The sequence below is a fragment of the Intrasporangium mesophilum genome, from assembly GCF_054783095.1.
This window is the reverse complement of record NZ_BAAGRF010000013.1, coordinates 18,797-41,954: the sequence shown is the minus strand read 5'-3', so window position 1 is coordinate 41,954 and position 23,158 is coordinate 18,797. Positions and strand designations below refer to the sequence as shown.

General features: G+C 69.9%; 21 protein-coding genes. 11 read left to right on the top strand and 10 right to left on the bottom strand.

Features of this window, described 5'->3' with window-relative positions; translation table 11 throughout:
• Positions 1–72: 72 nt before the first annotated feature.
• Both groL and ACYVLP_RS11810 read left to right on the top strand, forming a co-directional pair.
• Positions 73–1,722 carry a chaperonin GroEL gene (gene groL, locus ACYVLP_RS11815; protein WP_460627540.1) on the top strand — a complete coding sequence of 550 codons (1,650 nt, stop codon included), beginning with the start codon at positions 73–75 and terminating at the stop codon, positions 1,720–1,722.
• 10 nt (positions 1,723–1,732) lie between these two features.
• The gene (locus tag ACYVLP_RS11810) at positions 1,733–1,990 is read left to right on the top strand and encodes a hypothetical protein (protein ID WP_460627539.1); all 258 of its coding nucleotides are present in this window, start codon (positions 1,733–1,735) and stop codon (positions 1,988–1,990) included.
• Positions 1,991–2,216: 226 nt separating this feature from the next.
• Here the strand turns inward: ACYVLP_RS11810 and ACYVLP_RS11805 are convergent, their stop codons facing one another.
• Positions 2,217–5,345, bottom strand: a complete 3,129-nt coding sequence (locus ACYVLP_RS11805) for an alpha-mannosidase (RefSeq protein ID WP_460627538.1) — start codon at positions 5,343–5,345, stop codon at positions 2,217–2,219.
• 59 nt (positions 5,346–5,404) lie between these two features.
• Positions 5,405–5,599 carry a DUF7455 domain-containing protein gene (locus ACYVLP_RS11800; RefSeq protein ID WP_460627537.1) on the bottom strand — a complete coding sequence of 65 codons (195 nt, stop codon included), beginning with the start codon at positions 5,597–5,599 and terminating at the stop codon, positions 5,405–5,407.
• Positions 5,600–5,812: 213 nt separating this feature from the next.
• On the opposite strand from ACYVLP_RS11800, the gene ACYVLP_RS11795 reads away from it, so the two are divergent.
• The 4 genes from ACYVLP_RS11795 (at position 5,813) to ACYVLP_RS11780 (ending at position 9,248) form a co-directional block, all read left to right on the top strand.
• A complete protein-coding gene (locus ACYVLP_RS11795) occupies positions 5,813–7,330 on the top strand; it encodes a DHA2 family efflux MFS transporter permease subunit (protein WP_460627536.1) in 1,518 nt (505 codons plus the stop codon).
• The gene (locus tag ACYVLP_RS11790; protein ID WP_460627535.1) at positions 7,327–7,908 is read left to right on the top strand and encodes an acyl-CoA-like ligand-binding transcription factor; all 582 of its coding nucleotides are present in this window, start codon (positions 7,327–7,329) and stop codon (positions 7,906–7,908) included. Before ACYVLP_RS11795 ends, ACYVLP_RS11790 begins: the two co-directional genes overlap by 4 nt.
• A gap of 68 nt (positions 7,909–7,976) precedes the next feature.
• Entirely contained in the window at positions 7,977–8,303 is a 327-nt protein-coding gene (locus ACYVLP_RS11785; RefSeq protein WP_460627534.1) for a DUF952 domain-containing protein, read from the top strand.
• Between the two features lie 78 nt (positions 8,304–8,381).
• On the top strand, positions 8,382–9,248 hold the full coding sequence (locus ACYVLP_RS11780) for an MBL fold metallo-hydrolase (RefSeq protein WP_460627533.1): 867 nt from the start codon (positions 8,382–8,384) through the stop codon (positions 9,246–9,248).
• Positions 9,249–9,398: 150 nt separating this feature from the next.
• On the opposite strand, the gene ACYVLP_RS11775 is transcribed toward ACYVLP_RS11780, so the two are convergent.
• Positions 9,399–9,893 carry a nitroreductase family deazaflavin-dependent oxidoreductase gene (locus tag ACYVLP_RS11775; RefSeq protein WP_460627532.1) on the bottom strand — a complete coding sequence of 165 codons (495 nt, stop codon included), beginning with the start codon at positions 9,891–9,893 and terminating at the stop codon, positions 9,399–9,401.
• Positions 9,894–9,984: 91 nt separating this feature from the next.
• On the opposite strand from ACYVLP_RS11775, the gene ACYVLP_RS11770 reads away from it, so the two are divergent.
• Positions 9,985–10,710 carry a TetR/AcrR family transcriptional regulator gene (locus ACYVLP_RS11770; protein WP_460627531.1) on the top strand — a complete coding sequence of 242 codons (726 nt, stop codon included), beginning with the start codon at positions 9,985–9,987 and terminating at the stop codon, positions 10,708–10,710.
• On the opposite strand, the gene ACYVLP_RS11765 is transcribed toward ACYVLP_RS11770, so the two are convergent.
• On the bottom strand, positions 10,707–11,123 hold the full coding sequence (locus ACYVLP_RS11765) for an ANTAR domain-containing protein (RefSeq protein ID WP_460627530.1): 417 nt from the start codon (positions 11,121–11,123) through the stop codon (positions 10,707–10,709). The genes ACYVLP_RS11770 and ACYVLP_RS11765 overlap by 4 nt on opposite strands.
• Before the next feature lie 213 nt (positions 11,124–11,336).
• Here ACYVLP_RS11765 and ACYVLP_RS11760 point away from each other — a divergent pair, with 213 nt between their 5' ends.
• Together ACYVLP_RS11760 and ACYVLP_RS11755 are read left to right on the top strand one after the other, a co-directional pair.
• A complete protein-coding gene (locus tag ACYVLP_RS11760; protein ID WP_460627529.1) occupies positions 11,337–13,295 on the top strand; it encodes a S53 family peptidase in 1,959 nt (652 codons plus the stop codon).
• Between the two features lie 153 nt (positions 13,296–13,448).
• A complete protein-coding gene (locus ACYVLP_RS11755; RefSeq protein ID WP_460627528.1) occupies positions 13,449–14,135 on the top strand; it encodes a GntR family transcriptional regulator in 687 nt (228 codons plus the stop codon).
• On the opposite strand, the gene kynU is transcribed toward ACYVLP_RS11755, so the two are convergent.
• The 6 genes from kynU to ACYVLP_RS11725 all read right to left on the bottom strand — a co-directional run bounded on the left by kynU (position 14,128) and on the right by ACYVLP_RS11725 (position 21,632).
• A complete protein-coding gene (gene kynU, locus ACYVLP_RS11750; RefSeq protein ID WP_460627527.1) occupies positions 14,128–15,450 on the bottom strand; it encodes a kynureninase in 1,323 nt (440 codons plus the stop codon). The genes ACYVLP_RS11755 and kynU overlap by 8 nt on opposite strands.
• Positions 15,447–16,199 (bottom strand): amino acid ABC transporter ATP-binding protein, encoded by a 753-nt coding sequence (locus tag ACYVLP_RS11745; protein ID WP_460627526.1) that lies wholly within the window; start codon positions 16,197–16,199, stop codon positions 15,447–15,449. The genes kynU and ACYVLP_RS11745 overlap by 4 nt, the downstream gene beginning before the upstream one ends.
• 143 nt (positions 16,200–16,342) lie before the next feature.
• On the bottom strand, positions 16,343–17,248 hold the full coding sequence (locus ACYVLP_RS11740; protein WP_460627525.1) for an amino acid ABC transporter permease: 906 nt from the start codon (positions 17,246–17,248) through the stop codon (positions 16,343–16,345).
• A gap of 2 nt (positions 17,249–17,250) precedes the next feature.
• Positions 17,251–18,186, bottom strand: coding sequence for an ABC transporter substrate-binding protein (locus ACYVLP_RS11735; RefSeq protein ID WP_460627524.1), 936 nt, complete (start codon positions 18,184–18,186; stop codon positions 17,251–17,253).
• 95 nt (positions 18,187–18,281) lie between these two features.
• The gene (locus ACYVLP_RS11730; protein WP_460627523.1) at positions 18,282–19,883 is read right to left on the bottom strand and encodes an amidohydrolase family protein; all 1,602 of its coding nucleotides are present in this window, start codon (positions 19,881–19,883) and stop codon (positions 18,282–18,284) included.
• Positions 19,884–20,309: 426 nt separating this feature from the next.
• Positions 20,310–21,632, bottom strand: coding sequence for an amidohydrolase (locus ACYVLP_RS11725; RefSeq protein ID WP_460627522.1), 1,323 nt, complete (start codon positions 21,630–21,632; stop codon positions 20,310–20,312).
• Between the two features lie 133 nt (positions 21,633–21,765).
• On the opposite strand from ACYVLP_RS11725, the gene ACYVLP_RS11720 reads away from it, so the two are divergent.
• Positions 21,766–22,428, top strand: a complete 663-nt coding sequence (locus ACYVLP_RS11720; RefSeq protein ID WP_460627521.1) for a GntR family transcriptional regulator — start codon at positions 21,766–21,768, stop codon at positions 22,426–22,428.
• A 320-nt stretch (positions 22,429–22,748) separates the two neighbouring features.
• Positions 22,749–23,153 carry a RidA family protein gene (locus ACYVLP_RS11715; RefSeq protein WP_460627520.1) on the top strand — a complete coding sequence of 135 codons (405 nt, stop codon included), beginning with the start codon at positions 22,749–22,751 and terminating at the stop codon, positions 23,151–23,153.
• Positions 23,154–23,158: the final 5 nt, after the last annotated feature.

Sequence of the window (23,158 nt, the reverse complement as noted above, 5' to 3'; positions counted from 1 at the left end):
CGACGCTGCCGCACCCTCCGGCCGGGGCGACCCGGCGGCCGTCTGAATCGAACGAGGAAGGCAATTCCAGTCATGGCAAAGGAACTTCGCTTCAACGAGGAAGCGCGACGACTGCTCGAGTCCGGTGTCAACGCCTTGGCCGACGCCGTCAAGGTGACGCTCGGTCCCAAGGGACGCAACGCGGTGCTGGAGAAGCTCACCGGCCCGCCGACCATCACCAACGACGGCGTCACCATCGCCAAGGAGATCCAGCTGCGCGAGCCGTTCGCCAACATGGGCGCCCAGCTCGTCAAGGAGGTGGCGATGAAGACGAACGGCGCGGTCGGCGACGGCACGACGACCGCGACCGTGCTTGCCCAGGCGATGGTCCGCGAGGGCCTGCGAGCCGTCGACGACGGCGCCAACCCGATGCGGGTGCGGCGGGGGATCGAGCGGACCATCCCGGCCCTCGTCGAGGCCCTGCGTGAGAGCGCACGCGAGGTCGACGACCGGCTGCAGCTCGAGCGGATCGCGACCATGGCCGCGGGCGACGACGACGCGATCGGCAGCGTCATCGCCGACGCGGTCTCCCGCGTCGGGACCAAGGGGATCGTCAGCACGGAGGAGTCCGACACTCCGGGGCTCTCGGTCGACGTCGTCGACGGCATCGAGTTCGACCATGGCTACATCTCGGCCTACATGGTCACCGACAAGGAGCGGATGGAGACCGTCTACGACAGCCCGGTCATCCTCCTGACGAACAAGAAGATCACCCAGGTGCAGGACATCATGCCCACCGTCGAGGTGGCCAAGCGGGCCGACCGGCCCCTGGTGGTCCTCGCAGAGGACGTCGACGGCCCGGCCCTGCAGCTGCTCGTCGGGGGCAACGTGCACGGCACGATGCGGTCCGTCGTCGTCCGGGCCCCCGGGTTCGGTCACCGTCGCGTGGCCGAGCTCGAGGACCTCGCCGTCGCCCTCGGCGGCCACGTCGTCGCGAAGGACACCGGGGTGGAGCTCGCCGAGGTCACCCGCGCACACCTGGGCTCCTGCGACCGGATCACCATCACCGAGCACAGCACGACGATCGTCGGTGGCCACGGCGACCCGATCCTCGTCGATGCGCGAATCGGCCAGCTGGAGAAGCAGTTCGAGCGGGCTCGGATCGACGCGGATCAGGACAGCCTGCAGCTCCGGCTGGCCCGGCTCTCCGGTCGCGTCGCGGTCGTCACCGTCGGGGCGGCGACCAGCGTCGAGCTCAAGGAACGGATGCTGCGGGTCGAGGACTCGCTCGCCGCGACGAGGGCCGCGCTGGAGGAGGGCGTCGTCGCCGGAGGCGGTACTGCGCTCGCGCAGGCCCAGTCGGTGGTCGACCGGGTCGAGCTGATGGGCGACGACGCCGTCGGCCGCGAGGTCGTGCGCCGGGCGCTGCCGGAGCCGCTTCGATGGATCGCGATCAACGCCGGCTACGACGGTGACGAGGTGGTCCGCAGGGTCTCGGCCGGTCCGGTCGGACACGGGCTCAACGCCTTGGACGGCGGGTTCGTCGACCTGCTCGACGCGGGGATCATGGACCCGCTCAAGGTGACCCGCGCCGCCCTGGAGAGTGCTGCCTCGATCGCCGCCCTGCTCATCACGACCGAGACCGCGATCGTCGAGCAGGTCGACGTCAACCCGGGCGCCATCATCGCCCCCGGCTTCGGCGACCTCGCCGAGGGCATGGTCCGTCCGAGCAACATCTACTGAGGTGGGGATGATGGGCGACCAGAGCCTGCTCGGCGGGGTCCTCGCGGGTGTCGCTGTCCTCGTGGCGGTCGTCCTGCCGAGGGTGCTGCTGGGCGCGCATCGCCTCGAGCTGCTCCTGGGCCTCGCCCTGCCGGGCCCGGCGCCCAGGAGTCCGGCGCCTGCCCGGGCCGGTGGACCGCCACGAGAGGGGCCACCACGGGGCCGTATGCCGGAGGGCGGGGTTCGTGGCGGTCCGTCGGGCCCAACCGCTGCGGGCCCCACCCACTGAACCTCGGCCGCTCGGCCCGTCGTGGTACGTAGAGCGGCCGCCCGTCTCGGTGAAGAGCCGAGGCACCACGAAGGAGCCGCCCCTGCGGTGGCACGCGTATCGAAGTGACCACTCGACCTGTGGAGCGAGTCGAGTGGTCACTTCGATACGGGGCGACGCAGCCCAGCGGCCCTGCGCTGCCCCGGGGCGGCTCCTTCGATGTCCGCCCACCGAAGGGCGGGCGCGGTCACCGCCTGACGACGCGAAGTGTCCGGACCTCGAAGGCCCCGAGCTCCAGCTCGAGCGACCCGTCCGCGGCCACCGGTCGTGGTGCTTCGAGGGGCTCCTCGAGCAAGGAGGCCGGCGCGACGCTGAGCACGGCCAGCCCGAACCGGACCCCGCCCTTCGTCCGCCCGCCGAGCGACTCGTAGACCCGGACGACAAGGTCACCGGAGCGGTCGGCGGCCTCCTTGACGCTGGACAGCACGATGCCCTCGCCCTCGACGACGACAAGCGGCTCGAAGCCGTGCTCGCCGGTCACGCGCCGGGCCGGCGTGTTCATGAGGGCCCCCTCGCGGGTCGCGACAGCGGCGTCGGCGCCGATGACCAGGCCGTAGCGGTGGGTCTGGACGCCCTGGTCGGTCCGGGGGTCGGGAAACCTCGGAGCCCGCAGCAGTGACAGCCGCACGGTCGTCACGACCCTGCCATCCACGACGTCGCGGGTGACATCGTGACCGTAGATCGAGTCGTTGACGAGAGCGACGCCGAAGCCGCGTTCCTCCGCGAGCACGAACCGGTGCATCGATGTCTCGAACCTCGCCGCCTCCCAGCTGGTGTTGGTGTGCGTCACTCGCTGGTGGTGCCCGAACTGTGTCTCTGCGGTGACGTGCTCGGCACGGACATCGAGCGGGAAAGCGACCTTGAGGAACGTCTCGGTCTCGTGCCAGTCGGTCTCCTGGTCGATCTCGAGCCCCCTCGACCCTGGCGCAAGCGAAAGTACCTGTCGAACAGTCGAATCAGCAGAGATTTGTCGGTCGACGGTGACACGCGCGACACCGTCGTGAACCTCCGCAGACACCGCGCTCGCCTCGCGGACCGCGGTGACTCGGTTGCGATAGTGCCGGTCCACGTCCCAGGCGTCCCACCGGTTGGGGAGGTCCTGATGGAGCTGCAACAGGTTGCCCGCCGCGCCGGGAGCGATCGCATCGCGGCCGGTGGCGTGGTCCACCGCGGAGGTGATGAGCCCCTCTGGGCTGACGGTCACGGCCACGACTCCGTTGTCGAGCACCCAGCCACCCTCAGGTTCGGCGACGGCTTCGAGCCGAACAGCCGCGGCCTCGCCGGCCCGCTCCGGTGAGGCGTCGAGGACTCCCGTATGCCGTGGGCCCGGCGTCGTCCCTCGGGTGACCCGGGCGACCTGGGCGACCTGAGCGACCTGAGCGACCTGGGCGACCTGCTGAGCTGCGCCAGGTGCCACGTGGTTGCGCTCGAAGGGCGATGCGTTGGCCTCGAGCGCGATGGCGCCTTCGCCGACGAGAGCACGCAGGCTCCGCGCGATGATGGCTTCGGTCGCGTCGCCGACCCGCTGGTACTCGGCCACCGCCTCCCGATGGACCCAGGCGATCGAGGTGCCCGGCAGGATGTCGTGGAACTGCTGGAGCAGCACCTGCTTCCACAGTGCGTCGAGCTCGTCGTGCGGGTAGGGCACGCCGGCGCGGACGGCCGCCGTCGCCGCCCAGAGCTCTGCCTCGACGAGCTGGTGCTCGGAGCGGCGGTTGCCCTGTTTCGTCCGGTGCTGCGACGTCAGGGTCGCGCGGTGCAGCTCGAGGTACAGCTCGCCGACCCACACCGGCGGGTTCGGCATCTCCCGAAGCACCTTGTCGAAGAAGGCATCCGGATGCTCCCAGCGCACCTTCGCGCTGCCTTCGAGGTCAGCGAGGCGGGCCGCTTTGCCGGTCATCTCTCGCGTGGTGCCGCCTCCGCCATCGCCCCAGCCGACGGGTGCGATGGACCCGGTCGCGACGCGGCTCTCCCGGAACTGCCGCGAGGCCTTGGCCACCTCCTCGCCCGACAGCTGCGAGTTGTAGGTGTCCATGGGCGGGAAGTGGCTGAGGACGCGTGACCCGTCGATGCCCTCCCACGCGAACGTGTGGTGCGGGAACGGGTTGACCTGGTTCCACGAGATCTTCTGGGTGAAGAACCACTCGAAGCCGGCCCGTTTGATCAGCTGCGGCAACGCCGGGGAGAAGCCGAAGCTGTCCGGCAGCCACGCGCCGCGGCACTGCACCCCGAGCTCCTCCTCGAAGAACCGCTGTCCGTAGAGGAACTGGCGCACGAGGGACTCGCCCGACGGCATGACAGTGTCGCTCTCGACCCACATGCCGCCGAGCGGCAGGAAGCGCCCGCCGGCCACGGCCGCCTTGACCCGCTCCCACACCTCAGGGCGGTGCTCCTTGACCCACGCGTACTGCTGGGCGCTCGACATGCCGTAGACGAAGTCGTCGGTGTCCTCGATGAGCGCGGCCATCGACGCCGTCGTCCGCGCCACCTTGCGGATCGTCTCTCGCACGGGCCACAGCCAGGCCGAGTCGATGTGCGCGTGGCCGATCGCGGAGATCTCGTGGGCGCTCGCCTCAGCGGGCCGCGACAGCAGATCGGCGAGAACTGCGCGGGCATCGCTTGCCGTTTGCGAGATCCGTTGCAGGTCAAGACGATCCATCGCGTCGTCGAGCGCTTGGAGAATCCGCATGCGGCGTGGTCCGTCGAGGAGCTCCGCCTGCAGCTCGAGGAGCACTTCCACGTCCAGCGCCAGCTCGTGGACGTCGCGGTCGAAGACGGCAAGGTCCATTCGCCGAGTCGTGTAGAGGCGGCGCTCGGAAGCGGTCAGCACGTCGCCCTCCTGGGTGGGCAGGAAGGGGTGGTCGCCGAGCAGCACGGGGTTCGACGCCGCCTCGATGAAGAGCTCGACGGCTTGTCCGCCCTGTGCCGGCTCTGACACGAGTGCCCACTGGCTGCGTGGGTTGAGCGACTTCACCGGCGTGCCGTCGGGCCGGTAGACGAGCCCTTCACACTGGAACCCCGTCAGGTTGGTGTCGAAGCCGAGGTCGACAACGGCCTCGACGCGCTGCCCTGACCACTCCTGCGGGACGACACCGGTGACGCGGAACCACGTCGTGCCCCAGGCCGCCCCCCACATCGTCCCGACCTCGTAGGGCCGGTAGTCGAGCACGAGCCCGTCGGCGGGCGCGACCGGCTCGCCGGGCAGCTCGTGCCACTCCACGGACAAGGGCCGGCGCTCGGCATGGACAGCCGGCCAGATGCGTTCAAGCAGGACCCGGCTCACGCGGCCGGTGGTCAGCGAGGTGTCAGCGTGCACACCTCAGGATCCTTGCAAAGCCGCCGTGAGGTTCGCGTCCTGCCGGGGGAAGTCGTCGGTCACGCGCCGTGGCTGGCCAGGGGCGCGCCCGGGCGCAGGTCGCTCTCCTCGCCGATGTGCTCGTTGGCGCGCCACCCGGCGGCGACCAGCGCAGGGCCGTACTCGCGGGAGTGATGCTGGCAGAGGTCCAGGCAGGAGAGGAGCTTTCGCCATTCCACTCTCGACTCCGCGCAACAACGATCGCAGCGTCGCATGGTGACCTCCTGATGGGCGTCTCGCTGGTCGATGAGGGTTCGGGCCTTCGGGCGGTGGTGCGCTACCCCGCCACTGACCCCCTACCCACGTTCCCCCTCGCGTACACGTGGTCGTCATGACCGCTTGACCGCGGTGGATTCTGATAGTTACTCTGAAATGAGAGAAGCACTCAGAAGAGGGCAACCATCAGAAATGTGCGATGAAGGAGCGTCATGGAACAGATCTACGCCCGACGCTGGTGGGCGCTCGGCGCGGTGGCGGTCAGCCTGCTGGTCGTCGGCCTCGACCTGACCGTCCTCAACGTCGCCCTCCCGACGCTCGCGACCGACCTTCAGGCATCGACCAGCCAGCTCCAGTGGTTCGCGAACGCCTACACCCTGGCGCTGGCCGCGATGCTGCTGCCGGCCGGCCTGACCGGCGACCGGCTGGGGCAGAAGTACGTGCTGCTCGGCGCGCTGGTGCTGTTCGGGATCGGGTCCCTGGCGTGCGCGTATGCCGGTTCGCCCGAGGCGCTGATCGCCGCGCGGGCGCTGCTCGGCATCGGAGCCGCCTTCCTGATCCCGATGTCGATGTCGCTGGTGACGGCGATGTTCACCCCGCAGGAGCGGCCGCGGGCGCTGACCATCTGGGTGATGGCGACCTCGCTCGGGATCCCGCTCGGTCCGGTGCTGGGCGGCTGGCTCCTCGACCACTTCTGGTGGGGATCGGTGTTCCTCATCAACGTTCCGCTCGTCATCGTCGGCGCGGTCGCCGTGACGGCGTGGGTGCCGCGCCTGCCCGGGACCCCGGGTGGCCGGATCGACCTGCCCGGCATCGCGTTGTCCGCCGCCGGTCTGGTCGCGCTGACCTACGGCTTCATCCAGCTCGGGGACCGGGGCTGGACCGACGCGGGCTCGCTCGCCCTGGTGGTCGCCGGGCTCGGGCTGCTGGCGACCTTCGCCTGGTGGCAGGGGCGGACCCCGTCCCCGCTCGCGGACCTGACCCTGCTGCGGACCAAGGTCTTCGGCTGGGGCGCGGTGCTCGCGACCCTCGCATCGTTCGGGTTGATGGGCCTGTTGTTCGTGCTGCCGCAGCTGTTCCAGGCGGTCCAGGGTGCCGACGCGTTCCACTCGGGACTGAGGCTGCTGCCGATCATCGGCGGCATGCTCGTCGGGGCCAAGGCCGCCGAGCAGGTCGCACGGCGCGCAGGCACCAGGGTCACGGTGGCGGTCGGATTCCTGCTCATGGCAGTCGGGCTCGCCATCGGCGCGACCAGCGACGTCGGCGACTCGTACGCGTGGACCGCGACCTGGATGTCGCTGGTCGGCCTCAGCATCGGCTTCACCTTGCCTCCAGTGATGAGCGCCGCGATGGATGCCCTGCCGGCCGGACGTGCCGGATCCGGCTCCGCGATGATCCAGGCGCTGCGGCAGGTCGGCGGCACCATCGGGGTCGCCATCCTCGGCACGGTCCTCAACAGTGCGTACCGCGACCGGCTGGACGTGCGCGGCCTCCCGCCGCAGGGAGCCGAGCTGGCGCAGGGGAGTGTCTCCGCCGGCGTCTCCGCCGGCTCGCCGGCCGTAGCCGACTCGGCCCGCCACGCCTTCGTCCACGGGATGGACCTGGCCCTGCTGACCTCGGCGGGGGTGGCGGTCCTGGCGCTCGTGCTGACGCTGGCGTTCTTCCAGTCGCGTGGTCCCGGCACGCCTCCCGAGACGAGCGCGCCGGAACGCCAGAGAATAGAGGTATGACGGAACCGGGGCTGCGGGAGCGGAAGAAGGCCAGGACCCGCGCGGCGATCCAGGAGCAGGCGATGCGGCTGTTCAGGGAGCAGGGGTACAGCGAGACCACAGTGGACCAGATCGCTGCGGCGGCCGAGGTGTCGCCGGCGACCTTCTTCCGGTACTTCCCGACCAAGGAGGACACCGTCCTCTACGACGCGATGGACCCGATGATGATCGAGGTCTATCGCGCCCAGTCGCCTGACCTGACGCCCATGCAGGCACTACGGCACACGATGCGGGTCGGGCTGGGCCAGCTCACCGAGGAGCAGCTGGAGACCGAGCGAGAGCGGATGCGGCTCTTCGAGTCGTCGCCCGAGCTGCGCCCGCGCATGATGGAGAACTACTACAACACCATCGCCATGCTCGCGGGTCTGGCGGCGGAGCGCACCGGCCGCGAGCCGGGCGACCTGGCCGTGCGGGTCTGGGCCGGCGCGGTCGTCGGCGTGGTGATGGCGGCATACGTCCACTCCGGCGAGAAGCTGGACGAGGCGTTCGGCACCATCGACGAGGCGCTGGCCCTGCTCGAGGCGGGGCTGCCCCTGTAGCACGGTCGGCAAGGGGGCCGCGGCCCGTCCCGGGCAACCTCCGGCCGCCGAGACGGCAGGCTGGGGGAATGATCTACCACCTTGCAGAGCAGCCCGACTGGGAGCACGCGGTCCGCAGTGGCACGTACGCGCGGTCGACGCGTGGCAGCTCGCTCGACGACGTTGGCTTCATCCATGCGTCGTCCGCGGAGCAGTGGCCCGTGGTGCGCCGAAACATCTACGCAGACCTGAACGAGCCCCTGGTGCTCCTGCACATCGACGAGTCCCGCCTCTCGTCACCGGTCGTCGACGAGGTCGGCATACCGGCGACGGGCGAGCTGTTTCCCCACGTCTACGGACCGATCAACGTCGACGCCGTCGTCGGGACCACGGTCCTCCCGCCGCCGCACGCCTGAGCGCCGCCGCACAGCTGCGCGCCCCGGTCGATCTACGCACGTCGCGTATGCTGCTGACGCCAGCGTGAAAGGGGCGCCATGTCTGCGTCGCAGCCGCTGACCGGCCAGAAGCTCAGCCACCGCCCCCTCGGTGTCGCCTGGAACCACGGGTCGGAGTCGGCGAAGCACAACGCCGATCCCGATCTTCAGGTCCACTGGTATGACGAGCACACGGTGATCCTCAGACAGAACAAGGCCATCAACTACGAGGCGCCGTTCCTCTTCCTGCTTTTCGGCTCCGAGTGCGCCCTGCTCGTCGACACGGGCGCCACCGCCTCCCCAAGGTACTTTCCGGTTCGACAGGTCGTCGACGACCTCGTCGGATCGTGGCTCGTGCACCACCGTCGCCTGGGGTACCAGCTGCTCGTGCTGCACACGCACTCGCACCATGACCATGTTGCGGGCGACCCGCAGTTCCAGGACCGGCCGAACACCACGCTCGTCGCAGCCGACCGAGAGAGCGCTTGGGCCTTCCTCGGGCTCGAGGATGCCGAGAGTGTGCGCATCCTCGACCTTGGCCAGCGGGAGCTGGAGGTGATGGCCACTCCGGGTCATGACGCTGCTGCCATCACGTACTACGACCCGTGGACCGGGTTCCTGCTGACCGGCGACACCGTCTATCCGGGCCGGCTCTACATCGAGGACTGGGTCGCCTACTCCCGGACGATCGACCGCCTCATCGCCCTGACCGAGCGGCGTCCGGTCACGCACCTGCTCGGCTGCCACATCGAGATGACCCGCGAGCCGGGAGTGGACTACCCGGTCCGCACGACCTACCAGCCCGACGAGCCGCCGCTGGAGCTGGCGCCGGGCCGCCTGCGGGCGATCCGGTCCTTGCTCGACGAGATCGGGCCGATCCCGGCCCGGCGTGCCGCACCGGACTTCATCCTGTGGCCCGACGAGTGAACGGTATGCCGCCGGGCGCAGAGGCCCGCGTCTCCTCGTCGTAGTCTCTCCCCTTGAGTCGAGTGGGCGCTCCGTCACACCGGTCACCTGTGCCCCACAGGTCACGCGAAAGGTGTGACGGAGCGCCCACTCGACGTAGCGGGTCGAGCACTAGTCCGTCCGCGGCTCGAGCACGACCACCGGCGTCTCGTGGGATCGGAGCGCGGCGTAGCGGTCGATGTCGTTGCCCCAGCCGCTGTAGTCGGCGAATGCCGCCCACAGGCGGTCGCGCTCGGCGCCCGCTGCCGCGCGGCCACGGACCATCCGAGGTCCGTCCACGGTGTCGACCTCGGCGTCCGGAGTCGCCTGCAGGTTCAGCCACCAGGCCGGTGGTGGGTCGCCCCAGCCGTTCATCGCGAGGGTGACCAGCCTGGGGCCGTCCTCGAAGTAGCCGAGGATGACCGCGCGCTCCGTCCCGGATCGACGTCCTGTCGTGCGCAACCGGAGCATCCCGAACGCCCCGCCGCGCAAGGGTGCTCGCAGGGGCCGCTTCCCGCCGCTGATCCGGAAGAGCATCCGGTGCACGCGCCAGGCGCCTCGGATGAACCAGCGCGGCGGGATCCAAGGCTTGGTGGACTTGGTGGGCTTGGTCGGCATGGTGGTCATCGCATCCTCCGTGGCTCCAGCGCGGCGACTCTACGGTGTAGGCCTACAGCGTAGACCTACACTGTAGGAGCTGTCACCCTAGACTTGGACGATGCTTCGTGAGCCAGCGACCGGTGCCCGGCGCCGCGGTGACACCCCGGCTCGCCTGAGCCGGGAGCGGATCGTGGCCGCGGCGGTCGCGATCGCCGACCGCGAGGGCGTCGGTGCGGTGAGCATGCGCCGGATCGGCCAGGACCTCGGCGTCGACCCGATGTCCCTCTACCGCCATGTCCAGGGCAAGGACGGCCTGCTCGACGCGATGACCGACGCCGTCGTCGCGGAGATCCAGCCGGTGGTCGACGCAGGCGGCTGGCAGTCCTCGGCACGGGCGACGATGCTCGCCGCTCGCGAGGTCATGCTCCGACATCCATGGACCGCCGACGTGCTCAAGGCGCGCCCGACCCCGACCCCGGCGGCCCTGCGGCACCTCGACGCCCTCCTGGGCATCCTGCACGACGGCGGTCTCGACGTGGGTCTCGTCCACCACGCGATCCATGTCCTCGGCAGCCGGATCCTGGGCTTCAGCCAGGACCTCTACGACGACAAGGACAACGTCCGTCCGGACTCCGAGGAGGCGGCACAGCAGGCCCGAGCGTGGGCCGCCAGTCTCCCGAGGCTCGCCGAGCTCGCCGTCTCCGTCTCCCACGACGGTGCGCTCGGCGGGTGCGACGACGATGCAGAGTTCGCCTTCTCCGTCGACCTCATCCTGGGGGGCCTCGAGCGGCATCGTCGCGCGGCGTCACGCGCCCGCCGCGCGCCGGCCCGGCAGGACTCCTAGAGCTCGGGCAGCTGGCCGATGTCGCCCGTGCGCGCGACCTCCTCGGCGATGACGCGCAGCTTGCGGTTGGTGTTCTGGCTGGCCTTCCTGAGGATGTCGAACGCCTCATCCTCGCTGACCCTCCGGGAGGCCATGAGGATGCCCATGGCAGCCCCGATCTTGCGAGACGACCGGAGCGCTTCCTCCAGGTGTGATGTCTGCTCTCGGCTGAGGATTCCCTCGGCTCGAAGCTCGGCGATCAGCTCGACGTCGAGATCGGCACGCTCCTCGAGGTGGTCGATCCGGCGGTGGTCGTCGGCCGCGCGGCCCTGGAGCGCGTCGATGTCTGCTCGGTTGATGGACAGGTCGGCGCGCAGCCTGTCGACCTGGTGCTGGAGGTCGCCCTGGTCCTCCTCGAAAGCACGCTCAGACATAGCGCAAGTATCGCCCGCGGAGGTCAGGTCAACCAGACCGTGTCGCAGGTTCTGAGTTCTCTTGAAACCTTCTGAGATCGGCCTTCCACACCTTCTGCGGCCGGTCGTTCTGACCTCATGACAAATGTCATGGGTGAGATGTCCCTGTTCCGCGTTGAGTGAGGGGGCCGTGCGTCTCGCCGGTACGTCGCCATGATCTGGAAGGCATCACCTTTGTCTCGACTCATCCGATCCGCGGCAGCGTTCGCGGGTGTGGCGGCCATCGCCGCCGCGACCGTTGGGGCCGCATCCGCCGCCCCTGCCACCAAAGCGCTGCCCGGAAGTGTTCCGTCGTGGGCCAACGCGGCTCACCGAACCGGCTCGAGCAACAGCTCGACGACGGTGACGTTCCGCGTCTACCTCGACTACAGCGACCCCGCGGCTGCTGCGGCATACGCCAACGCCGTGTCCACCAAGGGCAGCTCGCTGTTCGGGCACTTCCTCACCCCGGCCCAGTTCCGCGCGAAGTTCTCCCCGAGCCAGGCCAGCGTCGACAGCGTGTCGAGCTGGCTCAGGAGCCAGGGCTTCACCGTGGGGGCCGTGCCGGCCAACCGTAAGTACGTCGAGGCGACCGGTTCGGTGGCGCAGGCCGCTGCGGCGTTCAAGACGACCTTCTCGCAGTACACGGTGCAGGGCCACAACGTGCGGGCCAACTCGAGCGCGCTGACCATCCCGGCCAGCCTCGGACAGGTCGAGGGCGTCCTCGGGCTCGACGAGTCGCAAACGCTCGCGGAGCCCGCTCTCAAGCTCCCTGCCCCGGCCGGGTTCCGCAACGCGAAGCCCTGCTCCAGCTACTGGGGTGAGAAGACGACGGCCAACACGCCCCAGACCGGTGTGCCGGCCAGCCCGAACTACGGGTACGCCCCGTGCGGGTACAGCGGCGCGCAGCTGCAGGGCGTCTACGGCGTCGACAAGGTCATCGCCGGCGGCAACTCCGGCGAGGGCGTCACGGTCGGCATCATCGACGCCTACGCGTCGCCGACGATCGAGTCGGACGTCAACACCTACTCGACGCGGCACAACCTGCCGACGTTCAAGCCGGGCCAGTTCACCCAGGTCGTGGCCCCCGGCACCTACAACCGGGCCACCAACAACAAGCAGGACCCGACGGGGTGGGCGGGCGAGGAGACCCTCGACATCGAGGCGGTCCACACGATGGCTCCGGGTGCGAACATCACCTACATCGGCTCGCCGAACAACCACCGCGACATGGACGCCATCATGAACAAGGTCGTGGACGGGCACCTCGCTGACATCGTCAGCAACTCCTACGGCTACGGCGGCGAGGCGCTCCCGACCGGGTACATCAAGCCGCAGGTCGACACCCAGATCCAGGCTGCGGCCGAGGGCATCTCGCTGTTCTTCTCCTCGGGCGACAACGGCGACGAGACCGGCGGCAACCCCGCCGCCGCAGCGTCCGCCACGCCGGACTGGCCCGCTTCGAGCCCGTTCGTCACGGCCGTGGGTGGCACGTCGATCGGCGTCGGGCAGGACAACAGCCGGGTCTTCGAGCTGGGCTGGCAGAGTGGCACATCCACCCTCAAGAACGGCTCGTTCCCGTCGGCCAGCTACCTCTACGGCGCTGGTGGCGGAACGTCCCGCATGTTCGCCCAGCCGGACTGGCAGAAGGGTGTCGTGCCTGACGCTCTCGCCCTCGGCCAGACCAGCGGTGGCCGCAGCCAGAAGATGCGCGTCGTGCCGGACGTCTCGGCCATCGCCGACCCGAACACGGGCATGCTCGTCGGCGAGACGCAGCAGTTCTCCGACGGGGTGTACTACGACGAGTACCGCATCGGTGGCACGAGCCTCGCGTCCCCGATCTACGCGGGCATCTTCGCCCTCGTGGTCAAGGCGGCCGGTCACGACTACGGCCTGGCCAACCCCGCCCTGTATGCCGCGCGCAGCTCGGCCTACGACGTGACGAAGAACGACCTCGCCACGTACCCGGGCACGGTGCGCGTCAACTACGTCAACAGCGAGAACGACAAGAACGGCCTCGCCTACGTCCTGCGCACGTTCGACCAGGACCAGAACCTCACGATCCACGTCGCGAACGGCTACGACGACATCACCGGTGTCGGCTCGCCCAACGGGTGGGCGTGGTTCAACGCGGTGGTCGGCTACCAGGGCTGACCGTCACCACAGAGGTATGCCGCACCAACGGGAGCGGGCCCGGCCATCACGGCCGGGCCCGCTCTCGCCGTCCGCACCGGCCTGACGGCCGGTCTGACCGGCTCGAGCCCGACGGTATGCCGTCTCGTGGAGTCGAGTGGATAGCCTGAGCCCGTGGCCGCGGACCGGACCGACCTGGCAGCCCCGACCTTGGGGGCCGCCCATCGTTCGCTGCGCGACGAGGTGGCGGACGAGCTGCGCGACCGCATCGTGAACGGGACTCTCGAGCCCGGGCAGCGCCTCGTCGAGCGGGTGCTCGCCGAGGAGCTCGGGGTCTCGCGCGTGCCGGTGCGTGACGCGCTCGTCCAGCTCCGGGGCGAAGGCTTCGTCACCGAGGTCCCGCGCAAGGGGGTCTTCGTCACGGCGATGTCGGAGCACGACGTTCGGGAGCTCTTCAACGTGCGAGAAGCCCTGGAGGTGCTGGCGGTCAGGCTGGCGACCGAGGGCACCGACCCGGCCGAGCTGCGACGGCTGCGGGAGATCCTCGACCGGTCCGCAGCGGCGATCCGTGCCTCCGACGTGCTGGAGGTCGGGCGCTGCAACCAGGCCTTCCACGACCAGATCACCGCGATGGCGCACAACGACCTGCTCGCCTCGATCCTCGAGCCCTTGGAGGGCCGGCTTCACTGGCTCCTGCGGCAGAACGACGACCCGAGCATCTTCCACGCTGAGCACGAGGAGATCTATCGGGCTGTCGCCAGCGGCGATGTCCTTGTGGCGCAAGAGGTTTCACTCAGGCATGTGCGCACGAGCCGCGACGTCTGTCTGCGGCTGCTCTCAGCCCGCCAGCATCTCACGTGACCACACCCGACGCGGAGAGCCGCGACTCGGCGAAGCGCGCCTGCCGCCAGGTGCCGGCTCCGAGGACGTCCGCGATCACGCGCACGGCGTCCCACACGTCGGTGTACGTCGTGTAGAGCGGCGTGAACCCGAAGCGCATGAGGTCCGGCGCCCGGAAGTCGCCGACGACGCCCCGCTCGATCAGCGCCTGCATCTTGGCCCACGCGTGCTCGGTCCGCAGGGACACCTGGCTGCCGCGCCGGGCGTGCTCGCGAGGGGTGACCACCTCGACGCCGAGGCCGCGCAGCTCGGTGTCGACGAGCTCGATGAACAGGTCGGTGAGGGCCAGGCTCTTGGCCCTGACGAGGGACAGGTCGACGTCGGCCCACACGTCGAGGCTCGCCTCCAGCCCGGCCATCGACAGCAGCGCGGGTGTGCCGACACGGAATCGGGTGACACCGTCGGCGGGGGAGTAGGGCACGACGAAGTCGAACGGACGGGCGTGTCCGTTCCAGCCCGTCACGGCAGGGCGCGCGGCGTGCTGGACGTCCGCAGCGGCATACAGGAACGACGGGGAACCGGGCCCGCCGTTGAGGTACTTGTACGTGCACCCGACAGCGAAGCGGGCGCCGGCGGCGCCGAGGTCCACCGGCACCGCGCCGACGCTGTGGCACAGGTCCCACACCATGAGGGCGCCGGCCTCGTGGACCTTCCGGGTCACGGCCGGCAGGTCGTGCATCCGGCCGGTGCGGTAGTCGACGTGCGTGAGCACGACGACCGCAACGTCGTCATCGAGTACGTCGTCGAGAACGTCGTCGAAGGCCGGCCCGTCGTCGACGAGCCGGCGCTCGAGGCCCAGCAGCTCTTGGACCGCCTCGATGACGTACAGGTCGGTGGGGAAGCTGGCGCGCTCGGACACGATGACCGACCGGCCCGGTCGCAGCCGGGCCGCTGCGACGACCACCTGGAACAGGCTGCTCGATGTCGACTCGCCGACCACGACCTCACCCGGCCCCGCGCCGATGAGAGGCGCGATGCGGTCGCCGAGCGCGCCGGGCTTGGCGAACCAGCCCGCGGAGTTCCAGCTGCCGATGAGACCCTGGCCCCACTCCCGCTCGACGAGGTCGGCGACGCGGGCGGCCGTGTGGCGGGGGAGGGCACCGAGCGAGTTGCCGTCGAGGTAGATGACGCCGTCCGGAAGGTCGAACCGCTCACGGAACGCCGCGAGCGGGTCCTGCTCGTCGAGCCGGACGCAGTCGTCCCTGGTCGACGGGCGGCTCCGGCCCGGCTCGACGGGGGCCGGGTCGACCTGAGGAGGGGTGGCAGATGGGATCACCGCACCCTCCTCAGGAAGCTCGCGGTCCGCTCGTGCTGCGGGTTGTCGAGCACGTCGCGCGCGGGCCCGTCCTCGAGCACACGGCCCCCGTCCATGAAGACGACGCGGTCGGCGACCTCACGGGCGAACCCGATCTCGTGGGTCACCACGAGCATCGTCATGCCCTCTTCGGCCACGTGCTTCATCACGGTGAGCACCTCGCCGACGAGCTCGGGGTCGAGCGCGCTCGTGGGCTCGTCGAACATCATCAGCGCCGGGCCCATGGCCAGCGCCCGCGCGATGGCCACTCTCTGCTGCTGGCCTCCGGAGAGCTGGCTCGGGTATGCCGCCGACTTGTCTCCCATGCCCACGGTGCGCAGCAGGTCCTCGGCCTCCGTGACGGCCTGCTTGCGCGGTCGCCCGAGGATCTTGACGGGTCCGTAGACGACGTTCTGCAGCACCGTCATGTGGCCGAACAGGTTGAAGTGCTGGAACACCATGCCGATCTGCTGCCGGGCCCGGGCGACGTTGCGCTCGCGCTGCTCGAAGAGCTCGCCGGACCGCAGCTCGTAGCCGACCCGCTCGCCCGCGACCTCGACGACGCCGCCGTCGACCGGGTCGAGGTGGTTGATGCAGCGCAGCAGGGTGCTCTTGCCCGAGCCGGACGGACCGAGGATGCAGACGATCTCGCCCGTGCTCACCGTGAGGTCGACGCCGCGGAGCACGTGGTTGGCGCCGAGCCACTTCTGCACGCCCTCGACCCGGAGCATCGTCCCTGTTGTGGCCAGCCTGGCGGANGTCGTGGCCGGTGTCGTGGCCGGTGTCGTGGCCGGTGTCGTGGCCGGTGTCGTGGCCGGTGTCGTGGCCGGTGTCGTGGCCGGTGTCGTGGCCGGTGTCGTGGCCGGTGTCGTGGTCATGACGCACCTCCGGTGACGGAGCGGCGCGCTCGCCGGCTGCCCGGCTGCGACACGTTGAGCCGCTTCTCGATGAAGTACTGCCCGATGCTCGCGATGGTGACGAGGATGAGGTACCAGAGCGTGGCGACGACGAGCAGCGGCAGGATCTTGAAGTTCTGCCCGTAGATGAGCTGGGCGCGGGTGAGCAGGTCGCTGCCGCCGATCACGGACACCAGCGAGCTGGCCTTGAGCAGCCCGATGAACTGGTTGCCGGTCGGCGGGATGATCACGCGGATGCTCTGGGGGAGCACGATCCGTCGGAGGGCCTGGCTGCGGGTGAGGCCGAGGCTGACCCCTGCGTCGGTCTGCCCCGGCGGGACCGAGATCAGCCCGCCGCGGATGATCTCGGCCATGTAGCCCGACTCGGCGAGCGACAGGGCGCAGAGTCCGGCGGTGAAGCCGGAGATCAGCGTGTTCGTGTCCCGGCCGAGGATCGTCGGGAAGAGCACCGCGAGGTTGTACCAGAGGAGCACCTGGACGAGCATCGGCACGCCCCGGAACAGCCACACGTAGACCCGTCCGAGCGTGCTGGCCACCCGGTTGTCGCTCTGGATCATCAGGGCGACGAAGAAGGCGAGCACGATCGAGATGAGCATGCTGAGGATGGACAGCTGGATCGTGACGCCGACGCCTCGAAGGATCGTCGGGTGGAACATGTACTGGGCGGTGACCGACCAGTCCATGTTGGGGTTCGACCACTGCGACGAGACGAACCAGGCCAGCAGCGCGACGGCGACCACCGCGGTCACGAGCTGCCCGTACCGCCGCCGGCGCCGCGCCCGGACGGGCGCGGACGCCGGCTCGTCGATCTCGGCCGGCCCGCGCACGAAGTGCCTCTCGCTGGGCTGCACGAGCGTCTGCATGGTCAGCTCGTCGCCAGGTTGATGCCGGGAGTGGGCAGGTTGATGACCTCGACGTCCCACTTCTTGAGGATGCTCGCGTAGGTGCCGTCCTCGTGGATCGCCTTGAGGGCAGCGAGGAACGCGTCCCGCAGGGCCGGGTCGTTCTTGTTGAACGTCGCCCCGAGGAACACTTTCTGCTCGAAGTCGACCGGGAGGGAGTCGAGCTTGTTGCCGGTCTCGCGCTGGATGACGGAGACCGCCATGTCGGGCCAGAAGATCGCGTCGACGCGGCCCGAGGTCAGCGCGAGGTTCTTGTCGCTGCTGTTGGGGAACGAGATGAGCTGCGTCGGCGGCTTGCCCTCCTTGGTGCAGGCCGCGGCCATGAGGTCGACGAGTCGCTGGGCGTCGCTGCCCTTGACGTCGCCGATCTTGATGCCGCAGCCGCCGTCGACCGCGCTGGTGATCCCCTTCGGGTTGCCCTTGGCGACCATGAACACGGTCCCGGCGTACTGGTAGTCGAGGAAGTCGACCTGCTCCTGGCGCTTCTTCCGGTCGGTCATCCCGGCGATGGCGGCGTCGAACTTGCCGCTCTGCATGCCGATGAGGAGCTGGTCGAAGGGCACCTTCTGCCAGGTGACAGGAAGTCCGAGCTTGGCTGCCATCGCCTCCATGAGGTCGACGTTGAAGCCCTTGATGCCGGTCTCGCCGATGGGCGTGAAGTTGGCCGGCTCGAAGTCGGGCTGCGTGCCGACCGCGAGGGACCCCTTGTCCCGGTACTTCTGGGGCACCAGCTTGGCCAGGGGAGCGGTCTCGTCGAACCCGCTCCGGGCGCTGGCCGTGGACGACGAGGTCGGCGGCTCGTTGACGCCGCAGGCCGCGGCCCCGAGCAGGGCCACGCCGCATACGGCGGTCACGGCGATGGCGCGGCGGGTCAGCGTGAGGGAGTTGTGGATGGTCATGCTGTGTGTCTGCCTCTCGGCTAGCCGGGCCGCGGGCGCGGCACCGGACCTGGACGTTCGGGTTGTGGTGCTGGGAGACGAGGGGGTATGCCGGGTCAGCCGCACTGGGCGGCCGGGACGTAGTCCTCGTCGGGCTGGTCGACGAACACGCCGGCGTCCTCCATGGCGTCCCACATGCGCGTGACGATCTCGCCTGCGCGGGTGAGGAGCCGGGCCTCGTCGATGTCCATCGCGATGCCGTCGCGGACCTGCCAGTGCCCGTCGGTCATGACGTTGCGCACGGAGAGCCCGTTGGCGTAGAGCAGGTGGTTGAGCGGCTCCCGCGGGGCCGTCCCGACACCGACGAGCAGGCCGCTCACGTCGATGCTCGTGAGGTCGGCCTTGGCGCCGGCGCGGATGCGGCCGAGGTCGGCTCGACCCAGGCCGCGCGCGGCGTTGCGGGTCGCGGCCTCGATCGCGGTGTGGACCGAGGGGCGGACCATCGGGACGGGGGTGGTGTCGCCGAGGAAGTCCGCTCGGATGCGGCCGTAGATCACGGCCAGCTTGAGGTTCTCGATGTAGTCGTTCGAGTGCGTGTCGAGCCCGAGCCCGGAGTTCACCCCGGCGCCGAGAGCCTCGGGCCAGGGCCACTGCGCCGGGGTGACCCCGGCGCCCGTGCCGGACGGGCAGTTGGCGAACGTGAAATGCTCGTTCGCCAGGATCGGGAGGTCGCGGGCGAAGTCGATGCCGAGCAGGTGGGCACCGAACACCCGGACCGAGCCGTCGAAGATGCCGAGGCTCTCGAGCCACGGCACCTCGTCGTGCCCCCACAGCCGGTTGAGGGCGACGGTGTCGGGCTGGGGCGCCCGGCCGTAGCCCGACTGCAGGTGGATGTGCAGGCCGTGCAGCTCGCGCGCCGCCTCCTTCATCGCGAGGTAGGTCTCGGGCGTGTGCACGACGTTCGTCGCCGGGGCCATCATCGGCCGGATCCGGCCGTCGTCGACGCCGTTGATGGTCCGTGCGTAGGCGAGGTTCGCGGCGATCTCGGCCAGGGTGTCCGGGACGGAGTCGAACAGGACCGAGTCGTCGGTGCCTCGCTTCCAGATCGGCAGGATCCGCTTCATCCCCGGGACGGCGCCGGACGGGTAGCCGCGGACGCCCAGCTCGCGCGCGACCCGCACGTAGGACTGCATGGCGTAGAGGCTCTTGGACATCTCGACCTGCGTGGTGCACCCGCCGCGCAGGATCTCGACGAGGTTCAGCGCCGTGACCACGTCGAGGTCCTCGGTGGACAGGTCGTCGAGCATGACCATCGCGTGGAGGAACTGCCGTCCCTGACGCTGCTCGGGGACCTTGCTCATCGGCGTGAGGTTGCCCTCGACGTAGCCCCTCGTGACGAGGCCGCCGGCCACGTGGCTGTGCATCGAGATCAGGCCCGGCAGGAGCAGCTGGCCGGTGAGCTCGATGCGCTGGTCCGTGGAGCCGCGCTGCGGGCGGACCTCGGCGATGACGTTGTCGACCACGACGACCTCGTGGTCGCGAAGCAGTGTGAGCTCGTCGTCCGGACCTTCGGTGAGGACCCAGCTCGGCGCGAGGACGAGGGGCTCGGACGGGCGTCGGCGGGCCTCCGGACGACGGAGCTCGCGCAGGGCCTCCGATCGACGGGCGCGCTCCTGCACGTGCTCCGCCAGCGCGACGGCCTGGCTGTCAATGGTCACGGTGATCCCCCTTCTGGGATGTGCGTGGCAGTAAGTATATGGTCGACCATCGACCACAACAACGGGCCAAATGATTTCATAACGGACTACTTGTTGGGTTTGACTGTGGGTGCAGTGCGACGTGGGCTGTCGGCGGGCGCCTCGGGCGACGGTCAGGCGGTCCAGACGGTCGCGCGGCGCCTCGGGCGACGGTCAGGCGGTCCAGACGGTCGCGCGGCGCCTGATCCCGCTTCTCCTCGTCACCAGCCTCCCCTCTAGTCGAGTGGGCGCTCCGTCACACCGGTCACATATGCCCCACAGGTCACGTGAATGGTGTGACGGGGCGCCCACTCGACGCGGCGTGGCGGCATACGGATGGGCTGGTGGGGCGGGGCGCCCACTCGACGGGGCGTGGCGGCATACGGATGGGCTGGTGGGGCGGGGCGCTCACTCGACCCGGGGGGTTGGGACTGGGCGCTCACTCGACCCGGGGCGGTTGGGGCTCGTCGCTGGGGATGCCTGAGGCGGGGCGGTCGCGACGCCATCGCGCGCGACGACGACACCGCCCTTGACGACGAGCCGGCGCACCGGCCGGGTGGCCACGGCCTCTCCGATGCTCGCCGCGTCGACGAGGAAGAAGTCGGCCGGAGCGCCCGGCTCGATCCCGTGGACCCCGCGGCCGAGCGCCAGGGCGCCCCCGCGCACCGCGACGTCGAAGGCGCTGGCGATCTGCTCGTCGGTGCGAAAGCCACTCCGATAAGCCAGGTGGTAGGTCCGCTCGAGCATGTCGCCGCTGCCGTAGGGACCCCAGAGGTCCCGGATGCCGTCGTTTCCCGCGGCGACGTTGACGCCCTGCGCGGCGAGGCGCTCGATCGGCAGCACGAGAGTGTTGTAGACCGTCGCGGTCACGAGTGAGATCTGCTCCTGCGCGAGTCCCTGCGCGATGCGGTCCGCCTGGGCTCGGTCGACCTCCGCGATCGCGACCGCATGGGACAGCGCGACCCGACCCTGCAACCCGTGGCGACGCGTGCGCTCGATGACCAGCTCCATCGCGTGCGCGCCGAGCGTGCCGCGTTCGTGCAGGTGGATGTCGACCTTGGCGCCGTAGGTCTCGGCGAGGCCGAAGACGAGGTCGAGGTGTCGCACCGCATCGCGCTCGACGGCCGAGGGGTCGATACCGCCGATGCACTGGGCGAGCCCTGCCCGCAGTGCGGCCTCGAGCAGCTCTGCCGTGCCCGGGCGGGTCAGCAGCCCACCTTGGGGAAAGGCCACCTGCTCGATGTCGAGCGTGCCGCTGAGCTCGGCCGCGACATCGCGAACCAGCTCGAGGCCCGCCAGGCCGATCTCCGGGTCGACGTCGGTGTGGGTCCGCACAGCCGTCGTGCCACACGCGACCATCTGCCGGGCGAGCGCTTGGACTGCGTCACGGCCGGGCACTCCGAGCTCCTCGCGCCGGCCCTCACCGTTGGCGATCCGGTCAGCAAGCGCCGGCCCCGCCGAGTGTGGCACCCACGGCCGTCCCCACAACGTCTTGTCGAGGTGGCAGTGTGCGTCGATCAGGCCGGGAAGGATGAGTGAGCCATGTCCTTCCTCGCACCCGTCGTCCACACGGTCGGGCGGGTCGGGCGTGTCGAGCGGGATCGCTCGGCCAGCGGCGGGCACGACTGCGTCGATCACACCACGCTCGATGTGGACGTCGACGGGTGGCTCTTGGTGGCCGAGGCGTACGTTGCGGACGACGAGCGAGCCGCGGTACGGGCTGTCGGACATGCGTCCCTCCATGGGATTTGGACTATGGTAGACCATATTCATCAGACTGCTGAGGCTGGGACCAGGTGCTGGGATCAACTGCTGGTATCTGGAACGACGTGCAAGAACTGACAACAGGGAAAGCGAGCTGGTGATGGCACTCGAAGCAGGCACGACCCTCGGATCGAGGTTCCGCTCACTCCGGGACGAGGTGGCGGACAACCTCCGCGAGCGGATCATCGACGGCGACCTGCCCCCCGGGCAGCGGCTGGTCGAGCGCGACCTGTCGGACGAGCTGGAGGTGTCGCGGATCACGATCCGGGAGGCCTTCCAGACGCTCGCCGTCGAGGGCCTGGTCACGCAGAACGCCCGTCGTGGCGCAGCCGTGACGCCCTTCGGCCGTGACGAGGTGCGCAACCTCCTCGAGCTGCGGGAGCCGCTCGAAGGCCTCGCCGCCCGGCTGGCGGCGCTGCGGCATACGGATCGGGACGCCGACCGGCTGCGGTCGACCCTGACCCTGTCGCGAGAGCTGCTCGACGAGCGCGACTCGCGTGGCGCGTCCGCGGCCAACCTGGCCTTCCACGAGGCGGTGGGTCAGGCCAGCGGCAACCCGCTGTTGCTGTCGAGCATCGTCGGTCTGCACAGCCAGCTGCGCCGGCTCTTCCGAACCACGCCCCAGCTGCAGCGCGACCACGTCGACGAGCATGCGCGGATCCTGGACGCGATCCTGGCCCGCGACCCGGAACGTGCCGAGGCGCTGTCGCGGGCGCACCTGCAGTCGGCGACTGCGGTGACCATGGAGCACTTCGGCAGCTAGCAACGGCGTCTCCGGTCTGATGTCTCCACTGGGTCTGATCTCTCCAGGTGTCTTACACATTCGTGACGGTCGTCACGAGCGAGCAAGACCGAGGCTAGAGGCAGACCGGGCGACCTGGCAAGGCCAGTCCGCGGACTGTCCGGTCCGTGGCCAGGTGTCGCGGGCGCTCAGCGCTGCCGGACGCGCAGGACGCCGGTCAGCATCGGGAGAGTGAACTCTGCCTCAACGCCGTATCCACCGGCTTCGGCGGGCGGCATTCGAGGCTGGTCATCACGCTCGCTGGTCCCCGCGCTGTCGGTGCGACGTGGCAGCCTTCGAGTGTGGAGATTCGATACCTACAGCCCGAAGGTCTCGTGCGGAGCCCGGCGTTCAGCCACGCCGTCGTCATCCCGCCCGGCGCGACGACGATCTACGTGGGTGGCCAGAACGGTGTGGACGAGAGCGGCAAAGTCGTTGCGAGCGATGACGTCTCGGCCCAAGCGGTGCGGGCCATCGACAACGTCGAGACCGCTCTCGGTGCCGCTGGGGCGACCCTTGGGGACGTCGTCGCCTGGACGGTGCTCATCTCGGCGGACGCCGACCTCGGTGCTGCCTACGGGGCGATCGCCCCGCGGCTGGCGCGCGCGGGCGCGCCGCCCCTCGTGACCGCAGCGCGGGTCGCCGGTCTGGGCGTGCCCGGAGCGCTCCTCGAGGTCAGCGCCATCGCAGCGATCGCCGACGGCTGAGCCTC

Coding starts and splice junctions, on each gene's coding strand:
- groL (WP_460627540.1), top strand. CDS start 73: ATGGCAAAGGAACTTCGCTTCAACGAGGAAGCGCGACGACTGCTCGAG.
- ACYVLP_RS11810 (WP_460627539.1), top strand. CDS start 1,733: ATGGGCGACCAGAGCCTGCTCGGCGGGGTCCTCGCGGGTGTCGCTGTC.
- ACYVLP_RS11800 (WP_460627537.1), bottom strand. CDS start 5,599: ATGCGACGCTGCGATCGTTGTTGCGCGGAGTCGAGAGTGGAATGGCGA.
- ACYVLP_RS11795 (WP_460627536.1), top strand. CDS start 5,813: ATGGAACAGATCTACGCCCGACGCTGGTGGGCGCTCGGCGCGGTGGCG.
- ACYVLP_RS11790 (WP_460627535.1), top strand. CDS start 7,327: ATGACGGAACCGGGGCTGCGGGAGCGGAAGAAGGCCAGGACCCGCGCG.
- ACYVLP_RS11785 (WP_460627534.1), top strand. CDS start 7,977: ATGATCTACCACCTTGCAGAGCAGCCCGACTGGGAGCACGCGGTCCGC.
- ACYVLP_RS11780 (WP_460627533.1), top strand. CDS start 8,382: ATGTCTGCGTCGCAGCCGCTGACCGGCCAGAAGCTCAGCCACCGCCCC.
- ACYVLP_RS11775 (WP_460627532.1), bottom strand. CDS start 9,893: ATGACCACCATGCCGACCAAGCCCACCAAGTCCACCAAGCCTTGGATC.
- ACYVLP_RS11770 (WP_460627531.1), top strand. CDS start 9,985: ATGCTTCGTGAGCCAGCGACCGGTGCCCGGCGCCGCGGTGACACCCCG.
- ACYVLP_RS11765 (WP_460627530.1), bottom strand. CDS start 11,123: ATGTCTGAGCGTGCTTTCGAGGAGGACCAGGGCGACCTCCAGCACCAG.
- ACYVLP_RS11745 (WP_460627526.1), bottom strand. CDS start 16,199: ATGCTCCGGGTCGAGGGCGTGCAGAAGTGGCTCGGCGCCAACCACGTG.
- ACYVLP_RS11740 (WP_460627525.1), bottom strand. CDS start 17,248: ATGCAGACGCTCGTGCAGCCCAGCGAGAGGCACTTCGTGCGCGGGCCG.
- ACYVLP_RS11735 (WP_460627524.1), bottom strand. CDS start 18,186: ATGACCATCCACAACTCCCTCACGCTGACCCGCCGCGCCATCGCCGTG.
- ACYVLP_RS11725 (WP_460627522.1), bottom strand. CDS start 21,632: ATGTCCGACAGCCCGTACCGCGGCTCGCTCGTCGTCCGCAACGTACGC.
- ACYVLP_RS11720 (WP_460627521.1), top strand. CDS start 21,766: ATGGCACTCGAAGCAGGCACGACCCTCGGATCGAGGTTCCGCTCACTC.